Origin of the sequence: Litoribacterium kuwaitense (genome assembly GCF_011058155.1) — a bacterium.
Lineage (GTDB): Bacteria > Bacillota > Bacilli > Bacillales > DSM-28697 > Litoribacterium > Litoribacterium kuwaitense.
Window position 1 is genome coordinate 68016 of record NZ_JAALFC010000012.1, and the last position, 12081, is coordinate 80096.

General features: G+C 45.6%; 10 protein-coding genes and 1 pseudogene. 1 reads left to right on the forward strand and 10 read right to left on the reverse strand.

The features are described 5' to 3' along the window. Positions 1–200: 200 nt before the first annotated feature. Together G4V62_RS08760 and G4V62_RS08765 are read right to left on the reverse strand one after the other, a co-directional pair. Positions 201–869, reverse strand: a complete 669-nt coding sequence (locus G4V62_RS08760) for a PspA/IM30 family protein (protein ID WP_165201295.1) — start codon at positions 867–869, stop codon at positions 201–203. A 27-nt stretch (positions 870–896) separates the two neighbouring features. Then, complete coding sequence (locus G4V62_RS08765; RefSeq protein WP_165201297.1) at positions 897–1415, reverse strand: DUF4178 domain-containing protein; 519 nt, start codon at positions 1413–1415, stop codon at positions 897–899. 184 nt (positions 1416–1599) lie between these two features. Between G4V62_RS08765 and G4V62_RS08770 the strand changes: the two genes are divergently transcribed. Continuing rightward, complete coding sequence (locus G4V62_RS08770) at positions 1600–2688, forward strand: M24 family metallopeptidase (RefSeq protein ID WP_165201299.1); 1089 nt, start codon at positions 1600–1602, stop codon at positions 2686–2688. Positions 2689–2771: 83 nt separating this feature from the next. Here G4V62_RS08770 and rpe read toward each other — a convergent pair whose 3' ends face one another. From rpe to priA, 8 genes and pseudogenes are all read right to left on the reverse strand, one after another. After that, positions 2772–3419: a ribulose-phosphate 3-epimerase gene (gene rpe, locus G4V62_RS08775; protein WP_165201301.1), complete on the reverse strand. Its 648-nt coding sequence runs from the start codon at positions 3417–3419 to the stop codon at positions 2772–2774. 7 nt (positions 3420–3426) lie between these two features. Next, positions 3427–4301: pseudogene (gene rsgA / locus G4V62_RS08780) on the reverse strand (ribosome small subunit-dependent GTPase A). A 9-nt stretch (positions 4302–4310) separates the two neighbouring features. Beyond that, on the reverse strand, positions 4311–6362 hold the full coding sequence (pknB, locus tag G4V62_RS08785; RefSeq protein ID WP_165201303.1) for a Stk1 family PASTA domain-containing Ser/Thr kinase: 2052 nt from the start codon (positions 6360–6362) through the stop codon (positions 4311–4313). Further along, on the reverse strand, positions 6359–7117 hold the full coding sequence (locus tag G4V62_RS08790) for a Stp1/IreP family PP2C-type Ser/Thr phosphatase (protein WP_165201305.1): 759 nt from the start codon (positions 7115–7117) through the stop codon (positions 6359–6361). Before G4V62_RS08790 ends, pknB begins: the two co-directional genes overlap by 4 nt. A gap of 8 nt (positions 7118–7125) precedes the next feature. After that, the gene (gene rlmN / locus G4V62_RS08795) at positions 7126–8226 is read right to left on the reverse strand and encodes a dual-specificity RNA methyltransferase RlmN (RefSeq protein WP_165201307.1); all 1101 of its coding nucleotides are present in this window, start codon (positions 8224–8226) and stop codon (positions 7126–7128) included. Position 8227: 1 nt separating this feature from the next. Then, positions 8228–9565, reverse strand: coding sequence for a 16S rRNA (cytosine(967)-C(5))-methyltransferase RsmB (rsmB, locus tag G4V62_RS08800; protein WP_212508714.1), 1338 nt, complete (start codon positions 9563–9565; stop codon positions 8228–8230). Then, the gene (gene fmt, locus G4V62_RS08805) at positions 9562–10503 is read right to left on the reverse strand and encodes a methionyl-tRNA formyltransferase (protein ID WP_246218345.1); all 942 of its coding nucleotides are present in this window, start codon (positions 10501–10503) and stop codon (positions 9562–9564) included. Before fmt ends, rsmB begins: the two co-directional genes overlap by 4 nt. A gap of 31 nt (positions 10504–10534) precedes the next feature. Continuing rightward, the coding region (priA, locus tag G4V62_RS08810; protein ID WP_165201309.1) for a primosomal protein N' at positions 10535–12081 on the reverse strand (1547 nt) is incomplete at its 5' end.

Here is a 12081-nt window from a genome sequence, read left to right on the forward strand (position 1 = left end):
ATCCTAAATATCGGGCTGTGTTCACAGCGGAGGCGACGTTTTGTACTCCTTGTGTAACAACATGACCCATTCCCATAAAAATCATCTCTTCCTGTCGAACTCTTATGACCATTCTTAAGTAGCTACATTCAAAAACGTATTAAAGAAGGGGAAGATACTGTTTTCCCCTTCTTATCTAATTGTATTACATCAACGTTTATTTATTCTTTACCGAGCTTTTTCTTTAATGCAGCCAGTTCATCATCAACTTCATTGTTGCCTAAAGCTTCAAATTCGTCATCGAGGCTGCGATTCGATGATCGCAAATCTTCGCTTGTTTCAGCCTCAGCCTCAACTTGCATAACCTTTTCTTCCATACGCTGGAAACCGGCTTTAGACTCATCTGAACCAATGGATGACATGGCATGGTTCATTTTTGTTCTCGTTTGTGCGGATTCAGCACGTGCTTTTAACGTATCTTTCTTTAGCTTCATTTCTTGATATTCTTTTTTCATTTCATCTAAACGAGAGCGCAAGTTATCCGCATCTTGCTTCGCACGTGCATGGGATTCTTTTAGCATCTCAGCTTGCTGCTCTTGGGCTTTTTTATCTTCTAAAGCACGGCGAGCAAGGTCTTCATTGCCAGCCTCTAATGCCTGAACAGCTTGATCCTGTCGCTTATCGACGAGCTGCTGAGCATCTTCATATTTCTTACGAAGCATTTTTTCATTAGCAATCTGCTTCGCAACCGCTGTTTCCGCTTCACGGATATCTTCTTCCATATCTCTCATAAACTGATCAAGCATTTTCACTGGATCTTCGGCTTTGTCTAGTAATGAATTAAGCTCTGAGCTCACGACTGTCTTGACGCGTTTGAAAAATTGAAACATGTAAATTCCTCCTAAATTGATCTTATTTTAACTACCAGCGAGAATTTTCAGCTCAAATTCTTGAATTGGGTAGCCCCGGCTCACTTCAACCTCCTCGCCCCAAACCTCAACGGACAAAAATGTTGATTCATCTTCATCAGCAAAATCGTAATAACTCATTTGCCGGTTAGATATGTTTTGAGAACGACCTGTACCTGAGACATATGCTTTTCCTTTTTCATCTAAATAATACGTCTTCTCTTCGACAGTGACTTCTTTAGGGATCGGCTGATTCAGCGGGAAAGACAGTTTTTCATATATCCCTAACTCCAGCTCATCATCCATTTCCGCCGATAACCAAATCGTTTTATTTAGACTCACGAGCTGGTAGGCATACCACTTGTAACCTGAGTCATTGTACGTAATCGTACCGACAACCTCATAATCTTCCAAATCATACGTCACAATGTCACCTGATTTCAGATTATAGACGTTGCGCTCTTTCACTTCAGATGAGGATGTGTTCTCACCTTTGAACGCGTTGATAATCCGCTTCAACAATCCCATTGCTCCACCTCTTCATCGCTTTGTTCAGCGCTCTATGCTCTATACCGTTCTCAATTACTTTTACGGATGGTTCCTAAAAAGTTTCAAAAAAATGATTCTTTTTTTATGATACTATGACAGTAAGGCTTTTTTCAATGACAGAGCCACATTTAGCGTATTATTTAATTAAACGAGGAGTGAAAACATGCGACTGGAACGTCTTCGACACACGTGTCAGAAAGAGTTGTTTACTGCAGCCTTTATTACAGAACCCTCTAGTCTATTTTATGTGACAGGCTTTAAAACCGACCCGCACGAACGTGTTGTTGCCCTTTATGTCCCTGGCATGGAAGAGGCCAAAGCCATTCTTTTACTACCCCATATGGAAATTGAGCAAGCGCGTTCAGATGGATGGGAAGGTGAAGTCCTAGGCTATAATGACACACAAGACCCTTGGCAACTACTTGCTAGTCATATCCATTTAGCTAGCGAATCAACCATAGCGATTGAAAAGCACCATATGACGGTTGAGAGGTTGGAAGCCATTCAAGAGACATTTAAGCCAAAGTATGTGGAAGCGATCGAACCACATATAAGACAAATGCGTTTACAGAAATCTCAAGACGAAATCGACATTATGAAGGAAGCCGCTCACTTGGCAGATGTCGGCATCTCACTCGGAAAAGGTGCACTTCAAGAAGGGATTACAGAAGCGGAAGTCAAGCAGATCATCGAGCAAGGGCTTGCTCAAAGAGGCGTACGTGAAATGTCCTTTACGACGACGGTTTTATTCGGCGAACACTCCGCTCAGCCACACGGTGTCAGCGGCGAGCGTACATTGCGAGCGGGCGATATCGTCCTCTTTGATCTCGGTGTTGTACATAAAGGCTATACGTCTGATATTACGCGGAGCTTCTTCTTCAGAAAAGCGAGTGAACAACAAAGAGCGATGTACGACGCTGTTCTTGAAGCAAACGAAGAAGCCATTGCCGCCATTTCTGTCGGAAAACCGATGCTTACTGCCGAAAAAGCGGCGCGAGCGAGCTTATACGAACGAGGGTTTAATGATTATTTTACCCACCGAATCGGACACGGACTCGGCATCGACGTCCATGAATATCCGTCACTGCATGCGGAAAATGAGCTGCCTTTTACAGCTGGCATGACGTTTACAATTGAGCCCGGCGTCTATATCCCGGAAATCGGAGGCATTCGTATTGAGGATGAAGTGTATTTGACCGAAGATGGGGTTGAACTGTTAACAAAAAGCGCAAAAAATTTAGAGATTATTTAATCGCTTTACACCATAAAAAAGCGGAAGAACCTAGAGAGGGTGTTCTTCCGCTTGTTATGGATATGCTTATATTTTGCAAATCGTCACGAATGACGGAGTTGTTGAATCACCTTTGCACGATCTTTTTTAGAAAAAATGGCTGAACCGGCAACAAATACATTTGCGCCTGCTTCCTCTGCTTTTCCAATCGTACTTTCGTCGATCCCACCATCAACTTCAATCTCAACTGGATGAGCGACTCGGTCCGCTAGATTTCTTGCCTCTTCAATTTTCCTTAACGTCGCATTGATAAATGATTGCCCACCGAACCCAGGGTTAACGGTCATAATTAAGATAAGATCTACTTGCTCAATGATAGGTTCAATGAGTGACACAGGCGTTCCTGGATTTAAAGCGATCCCAGCACGACAGCCTTCATTTTTAATTTGCTGCAAGCACGAATGAACATGCTTTGTCGCCTCCTGATGAACCGTCACGATGGAAGCACCTGCGTTAATAAAAGATGAAATGTAGCGTTCTGGTTGTTCCACCATTAAATGGACATCCACTGGAATCGTCGTCTTCGGCGCGATCGACTGCAGCACTGGCAGCCCAAAAGAAATATTGGGTACAAACATTCCGTCCATCACGTCAAAGTGGATATAATCGGCACCCGCGTCTTCAACCTCTTTAATATCTTCGTAAAGGCACCCGAAATCCGCAGATAAAATAGAAGGAGCAATTTTTCGCATAAAACAGTTAATACCTCACTTTACGTTCCTTTATTTCTTGAAAAAACTGTTCGTAATGCTCATACCTAAATGATGCGATATCGCTGATTCAACAGCTTGTTTTACAGCGCATTTGGGCTCCTTTAAATGTGTACAACCGCGAAACTTACAGTTGGGAGCGTAAGCCTGAAAATCTCTAAAATACTTATGCAATTCATGAGCTGAGTCCACCGCGTCAAAATCAAGGGAGCTGAACCCTGGCGTATCAGCAATCCATCCATCCTCAATATTTAACAACTCGACATGCCTAGTCGTATGCTTTCCCCGGCCAAGTGACGCTGAGATTTCCTCTGTCTTTAAATCAAGCCCTGGGGAAAGTGCATTTAAGAGGGAGGATTTCCCTACACCAGATTGCCCTGCAATGACACTGACTTTTTGTCTAAGCCATGGTCTCAGCTGCTCAAGACCTGTATTGGTTTCGGAAGATGTCCATAGCACGTCATAACCCATTTTCTTATAAACGTCCGCCTCTTCTTGAATAGTCCCCAGATTTTTTTCGGCAAGGTCCATTTTACTGATACAGATCAATGGTTCAATATCATATGCCTCCAAAACGACAAGAAAACGATCGAGCAGTGTTGTTTGAAAATCCGGCTCTCGTGCTGAAAATACGAGCAAGGCCATATCGACATTAGCAACAGGCGGACGTACGAGTGCATTTTTTCGTGATTGTATTTCATAAATCATTTCATCTTCCACAGAAAACATCACTCGATCGCCCACAAGCGGAGAGGTCCCCGTTTTTCGAAACAGGCCTCGCGCTTTACATTGAACATAGCCACCCTCATACTGGACACCGTAAAAACCGCTCAATGCCTTGATAATTTTTCCCTCAATTGTCATGCATACCTCCTAATTATTTTTCAATTCTTCATAAGTTATCGTTCCGTTTTCGACGACTTCATCATCAAGCGTTACTCGATATTCCGCACTTTCTTTATACCCAAGCGTTACATCAAAGGGAATATCGGTCGTCTCAGTGATCGCTTGTTCGAGAATCGCTTCATTTAGCTGATGTTCCATATCATTTACATACACACGAACAATCGCTTCTTTAGGCTGTTCTTCGCGTTGATTTCCGTTACCAGGTCGATCTCCAAACGGAGGTCCTGGTTCTTCAGGTCGATCTTCAAAGGTGTTTACTTCCGGCTCGTATTCGACTCTTACAGTTTTCGTACCTGTAACTGGCGGTGGCCCTTTTGACAAGACGACAGCTACTGGATCGCCCTCTTCCATCGTCGTACCTTCAGGTGGGCTTTGACTAAGCACTTCTCCCGCAGCCACTTCTTCTGAATATTCTGCTTCCCGATGAACATCTAGCTTCAATCCATGTTCAGATGCGTAGTTTTGAACTTCTTCTTTCGTCTTGCCTATCAGGCTTTCTAAAAAGAGCTGTGGTCCGCGGCTGACTTCAAGGGTCACTGTTGTGTCTTCAGGAACAACTTGTGAGCCTGCTTCGGGATATTGTTCGACGACGATCCCTTTAGGTTCGTCCGATTCAATTTCATACATTTTTACGTTGTAACCTTTTAACTCAAGCTCTCGTTGCGCTTCGCTTCCCGTCTTTTCAATGTAATCACTTAAGACGGAAGCTTCTTTACCGAGACTGACTTCAATTGTCACGGTCGAGCCTTCCTTTGCCGTTTCCCCACCGTTCGGGATACTGCGAATGACAAGCCCTTCCTCGACTTCATCGTGATGAGCCTCATCTACTTTTACATTGAATTTTTTCTCCTGCAAAGCGAGCTGTGCATCGATGCGCGGCATCTCATCAACATCTGGGACTGCAACATCCTCAGGAAACATAAGCGTCGGCAAGAAAGTCGCTGCTGCAACAGCCGCGGTACCGATCCCTAGTACGAGAACAAGTGTCCAAAGAAGCACCTTAGGCCACCGTTTCCTTTGTGGAGCTGCCTCTTCTGCTTGCGGAGGTTCTTTATCGCGCTCAGGGCTAGGAACGCTCGTGTTTCGATTGTGCGTTATGTCTGCTGAAGCGTTATTCACTAAATGGCTCGAAATCACAGGCACTGCTTTTGTTTTTTCGTCATCCGTATCAGGTGGAACGAATTTCAGTTCGTCTTTTCGAGCTTCGTCAAGAACGGTTGTTAAATCTTCGTGCATCGCATCGACAGTGTCGTACCGATGAAGCGGGTCTTTCGCACAAGCTTTTAAGATGACGTTTTCGACACTCTGTGGTAAATGTGGTACCCATTGGTGCAGTGAAGGTATTTCATTTTGCAGGTGTTTTAATGCAACCCCTACGGGCGATTCACCCGAGAAAGGCGCTTGGCCACGCAACATTTCATACATGACAACACCAAGAGAATAGATGTCCGATTTTTTTGTGGACATGCTCCCGCGTGCTTGTTCAGGTGATAAATAGTGAACGGAGCCTAGAAGTGAATTCGTTTGCGTAATGGTTGTCGAGCTGATGGCAACTGCAATGCCAAAATCGGTAACTTTCACGTCGTTATATTCATCAATCAAAATATTATGAGGCTTAATGTCACGATGAATGATATGGTTATCGTGCGCATGACTAATAGCTGAGGTTAATTGTTCCATGATTTGCACAGTTAATCTCTGTGATAAAGATCCGTGTTTTTGAATAAATTGCTTTAACGTTTGCCCGCTCACATATTCCATGACGATGTAATACGTATCATCTTGCTCTCCGACATCATAAATATCGACAATATTTGGATGTGACAAACTGGTTGCCGACCGTGCTTCCCGGCGAAAACGGGAGATGAACTCTTCGTCCTTCGAAAATTCTGGCTTCAACACTTTAACCGCTACTTCTCGATCGAGAATCATATCTTTGGCTAAATAGACATTGGCCATGCCTCCACCACCGATATAGTCGAGGATTTGATAGCGGCCATCCAAATGTGACCCGATCATCCTTCTCTTCTCCTACCTTCTTCAGGCATTTCATGATAGATGAGAGCAGCTGAGATGTTATCTTCTCCACCAAGGGATTTTGCTGTCGTAACCATTTGATCCGCTTTTTCGTCAAGAGAGAGTTCGCTATCCAGAACTTGGATGAGCTCTTCTTCAGACAGCTTGTTCGTTAAGCCGTCAGAACAAAGTAAAACGTATTCACCATAATCCCATTCAAATGATTGGATATCAACATCAGCCCTTTCATTCGTACCTAATGCTCGTAACAAAACATTTTTTCTCGGATGATGCTCAGCTGCTTCTCTAGAGAGTTCACCAGAACGGACGAGTTCATTGACGAGCGAATGGTCTTGCGTCACCTGCCGAAAAAAAGAGGCACGCTTTACATACCCACGACTGTCGCCAATATGCGCAATCGTGACGAATTGAGGTGTACAAATCGCGGATACAAGTGTCGTTCCCATTCCTCTGCATTCTTCATGCTCCAAAGAATATGAATACATCTTCGCGTTGACATCTTCCACTTTTTCACGAAACCATTGTTCGGCTTCTGTCGGACTGCTAAGCGTTAATTGACTGTCCCAATGCTTTACTAGCTCCGATACCGCCATTGTACTCGCAACGTCCCCAGCACGATGCCCTCCCATACCATCAGCTACGATCGCAAGGCATTGGCCGTTTGTGCACTTTACAGTGACGCTGTCTTCGTTATGCTCACGTACATTGCCGGTATCTGTTCGATAGACCGTCTTCATGGGTGGCTTCACCTCGTCTCTTCTTTCCGTTCCTTTGCCCGCAGTTGACCGCAAGCTGCGTCAATGTCGTGACCTTGCTCGCGTCGTACAGTTGCGTTAACTCCCTGTTTGCGAAGGGTATGCACGAATTTTTGAATCTGCTTTTGCGGTGTTCTCACATAATCTCTTTCCGGCACATAATTCACAGGAATTAAATTGACATGGCATTTAATCGGCTTAATTAACTTCGCCAGCTTGAGAGCATGCTCCTCCTGATCATTGACGCCACCAAACAATCCGTATTCAAATGTGATGCGACGACCCGTTTTTTCTGTATAATACTTCACCGATTCCATGAGCGGCTCTAGCTTATAAGCACGAGCAATCGGCATAAGCTGTTCACGCATCTCCTGCGTTGGAGCGTGCAAGGATAACGCAAAATTAATTTGCAGCCCTTCATCGGCGAAATCGTACATCTTAGGTACAATTCCGCTCGTCGATACGGTAATGTGACGGGCACCGATGTTTAATGATTTTTCATGGTTAATGATTCTTAAGAAACTCATCAATTCGTCGTAATTGTCAAAGGGCTCTCCAATTCCCATCACGACGACGTGGCCAAGACGGGCATCGATATCATCAAGTACTTGTTGGACTTTTACGACCTGAGCAACGATCTCCCCGGCCTCCAAATGCCTTTTTAAGCCGCCTAAAGTAGATGCGCAAAACGTGCAACCGATTCGACAGCCAACTTGTGTTGTGACGCAAACTGAATAGCCATAGTCGTGCTTCATCAAAACAGTCTCAATCGAAAAGCCATCCGTCAGCTCAAATAGAAATTTCATCGTCCCATCCTCAGCCTTTTGCTGAACGATTGTCTTTAACGTCGTTAGATCAAACGATTCTTCTAAGCGCTCACGCAGTGCTTTCGGAAGGTTCGTCATGTCGTCGAATGAAAACACTCGCTTCTCATAAAGCCAGCTATAAATCTGCTCGGCACGAAAGGCAGGCTGTCCTTCCTCCTTAAGCCACCCTTCAAGCTCGTGTAGTTCTAAGCTATAAATGGATGGCAGCTCGTCGATCGGTTTATGGTAAGGACGGGCCTTCGTTTGTTTCGATAGTAAACTCATGTTACGATCCCTTCTTTCGTAAAGCGGTTAGGTAAAAACCATCGGTTCCTGCGAGATGAGGCAGCAATTGGATGTCGCCTTCATGTGTCCAAGCCTCTTCTGGCAGGGCTGCTGGCATACGACTTTTGAATGTGTCATCCCTGAGAAATTCAGGATGTGTTTGTAAAAAGCGGGTGACGACGTCCTGATTTTCCTCGGGTTCAATTGTACAGGTTGAATAGACGATCGTTCCTCCTGGAGCAAGCAATGGCGCGACCGCGGATAAAATATCTAATTGCACACGAGCAAGCGCTTGACTGTCGGCGCGCGATTTACTCCATTTAATTTCTGGCTTACGGCGGATGACACCGAATCCTGTACAGGGGGCGTCAACTAAAATTCGCTGGAAGCTTTCTGGGGCAAAAAGTTTTTCTGCTTGACGCGCATCACATTCGCGGGCATGAATAGAAGTCAATTGTAACCGCTTCGCCTGCTGGTCGATGAGGCGGACTTTATGACGATGCAAATCAAGGGCATGGATTGTCCCTTCGTCTTGCATCCGTTCAGCAATATGGGTTGTCTTCCCGCCAGGGGCTGCACACGCATCGAGTACAGTCAAACCACGATCTAAGTTCAACGCATGGGCGACAAGCATAGAGCTTTCATCCTGAATGGTCAGCCGGCCGTCTTCATACGCATTTAAGCTCGCGATGTGCCCGGGAATGACGACCGCTTCTTCAGCAAGAACGCCAGGTGAAATCGACGCTGTCTCATTCCACGTATTAAGCAGCGCTTCACGTGTCACCTTCGTCGTATTGACCCGTGCCGTTGAAGCGGGTGGCGTGTTGTTTTGTTGGAGCATCTGCTCGGTTGCTTCCTCACCCCATAATTCAATCCACCGCTGAACGAGCCAGCGTGGGTGGCTGTAAACGATGGACAACCGCTCATCCATCGCCTCAATTTCTGTAACCGAAGGCCACCCTTTACGCTGCGCACTTCTTAGCACGCCATTCACGAGACCAGCAATCCCTTTGTGACCGCGTTTTTTGGCAATCGTTACAGCCTCATGAATGACTGCATGATCAGGAATGCGATCAAGCTGAATCATTTGATAAGCGGACATCCGTAAGAGGATACGTACCCACGGTTGTAATTTCTTTTTCCCGAGAAAAGGGCGTAAGCTAAAGTCAAGCAGCAATTCATTTTGCAACGTTCCATAGACGAGCTCAGTCAGCAATCGCACATCAGTGGTCGACAATTGTGCTGAGTCAATGGCTTGGTTTAAGGCAAGGTTGCTGTAAGATTGTGACGTACCAACTTTTTCAAGCAGCTCTAGGGCAACTTCACGTACGGACTTCAATATAATTCCCCTAACTGAACACCAGGCTGTAATGGGCTTGTCTTTCCTCTTGCATAATCCGTAGCGTTCATTCGTTTTTTGCCCGCAGGTTGCAGCTCAGTTAATGTGAGCACTGTCTGATCACCACAGGCGACGTCTATACCTTCTTTCGTAATTCGTAAGATCGTACCTGGCGACTCGCCCGTCGTCTCCCCAGACAGAACTGCCCACCAAACCTTTAAAGTCTGACCGTGGACAGACGTGTAGGCAACAGGCCAAGGATGTAGACCACGAATGAGCGCCTCAACTTTCCGGTGATTCTGACTCCAGTCTATTTTTTCATCTTCTCGGCTAATGTTATACGCAAAAGTTGCTTCTTCATCAATTTGCGGCTGAGCGTCGATACGCCTTTCCCAAATGGCGGGCAAGATTTCCTCAAGTAGCGCTGCACCACAGGCGCTTAATTTATCATGTAACATACCAACGTGATCGGTCGCTTCAATTGGAATAGATCTTTGCGCTAACACAGGGCCTGCATCGAGCTTTGGGGTCATATACATAATAGAAATACCCGTTTCTTTCTTTTGCTGAATGATCGCATAATGAATTGGTGCGCCGCCGCGTAATTCTGGTAAAAGCGAGGCATGCACATTAATACAGCCAAAAGGTGGTGCGTCTAATAATTCTTTCGGCACGAGCTGCCCATAAGCGGCTGTCACGATTAAGTCTGGTTCGTAGCTTAAAACCGCCTTTAGCTCCTCTTCGGCGCGTATTCGCTCAGGTTGTAAAACCGGGATTTGATGCTTTAATGCCTCTTCTTTGACTGGCGAAGGCGTTAAAACACGCCGACGCCCCTTTGGCCGATCCGGCTGCGTAACGACTGCGACGACTTCTGAGTCGCTTTGGTTAAGAAGCATTTGTAAAATAGGGACAGAAAAATCTGGTGTTCCCATAAACATGATTTTTTCATTCTTCTACCACCTGTCATATTTAAAGCATAGCGTACGGCTGCATATCAATAGCAACCTGCATCTCTTTTTTCTGTATCTGCTCTGCATACTGTTCGATGAGCTTGCGCATTGCCGGTAGCAATGCCGGCTCATTTTTGTATTTTATCATGCATTGATAGCGGAATCTATCTTTGATCCGCGGGATTGGTGACGCCACCGGGCCAAGAATGACCGCCTGATCACTTAACGACTTTCTTAAATAACGCGCCATTTTCTCGACTTCCTCCAAACAAGTCATTTGCTCTTCATGAGCAACACTAACTAGAGCCAAGTAATAAAAAGGCGGATATTGTCCACGCTTGCGAAATGCCATTTCCTTCTGATAAAAAGCCTCATAATCGTTTAAGGCTGAGAGCTCGATACTATAATGCTCAGGCGTATATGTCTGAATGATGACTTCTCCCGGCAAATCATGGCGCCCTGCCCTCCCGCTGACCTGAGTGAGCAGCTGAAATGTTTTCTCCGCTGCTCTAAAGTCTGGCAAGTGCAACATGGTTTCCGCAGCAAGCACTCCGACAAGCGTTACTTTTTTAAAGTCAAGTCCTTTTGCAATCATCTGTGTGCCGAGTAGTACATCCGCCTCTTCGTTTTCAAACGACTTTAATAGCCGCTCATGAGCGCCTTTACGCTGAGTCGTATCTACATCCATACGGATAATTCTCAGCTCAGGCATCCATTTTGTCAGCTCCTCCTCCACTTTTTGCGTCCCTGTTCCAAAGAAACGAATATGTTCTGCCTGACAAGCCGGGCATTCGTGTGGGACACGCTCTTGATAGCCACAATAATGGCAGCGCATTTGTTCAAAGCGTTTATGATAAGTTAAAGAAATATCACAGTGCGGGCATTGCAATACATATCCACAATCGCGGCACATGACAAACGTAGAGAACCCTCGGCGATTTAAGAAAAGCACCGCCTGCTCATTTCTAGCGACGACTTCACGAAGCTTCTCCATCAGAACCCTTGAAAACATCGACCGATTTCCCGCATGAAGCTCCTCCTTCATATCGGCGATTGCCACTTCTGGATATGCGTATTGCCCAATTCGATCAGGTAATGCTAAATACGTATATACATCCTTTTGCGCACGTGCCCGCGATTCGAGAGATGGGGTAGCACTTCCAAGTATGACTGGACAGCCATGATGCTGTGCCCGCTCGATAGCAACATCCCTCGCATGGTAGCGAGGATTTTCTTCTTGCTTATAGCTCGTCTCGTGCTCTTCATCAATGATGAATAGACCTAGATTAGTAAACGGAGCAAACACCGCTGAACGCGCGCCAACGGCTACAGATACTTCACGACGATGAATTTTACGCCATTCATCATACCGTTCCCCCCCAGAAAGCCCGCTATGGAGAACAGCAACCTTAGAGCCAAAACGTTCTTTGAAGCGCTGCACCATCATCGGCGTTAACGATATTTCTGGCACGAGAACGATCGCTTCCTCACCTCGTGCTAGCACATTGGCAATCGCTTGCAAGTACACTTCTGTTTTTCCGCTGCCAGTTATCCCATGCAGTAAAA

Coding starts and splice junctions, on each gene's coding strand:
- G4V62_RS08760 (WP_165201295.1), bottom strand. CDS start 869: ATGTTTCAATTTTTCAAACGCGTCAAGACAGTCGTGAGCTCAGAGCTT.
- pknB (WP_165201303.1), bottom strand. CDS start 6,362: ATGATCGGGTCACATTTGGATGGCCGCTATCAAATCCTCGACTATATC.
- rlmN (WP_165201307.1), bottom strand. CDS start 8,226: ATGAGTTTACTATCGAAACAAACGAAGGCCCGTCCTTACCATAAACCG.
- G4V62_RS08790 (WP_165201305.1), bottom strand. CDS start 7,117: ATGAAGACGGTCTATCGAACAGATACCGGCAATGTACGTGAGCATAAC.
- fmt (WP_246218345.1), bottom strand. CDS start 10,503: ATGTTTATGGGAACACCAGATTTTTCTGTCCCTATTTTACAAATGCTT.
- G4V62_RS08770 (WP_165201299.1), top strand. CDS start 1,600: ATGCGACTGGAACGTCTTCGACACACGTGTCAGAAAGAGTTGTTTACT.
- G4V62_RS08765 (WP_165201297.1), bottom strand. CDS start 1,415: ATGGGATTGTTGAAGCGGATTATCAACGCGTTCAAAGGTGAGAACACA.
- rpe (WP_165201301.1), bottom strand. CDS start 3,419: ATGCGAAAAATTGCTCCTTCTATTTTATCTGCGGATTTCGGGTGCCTT.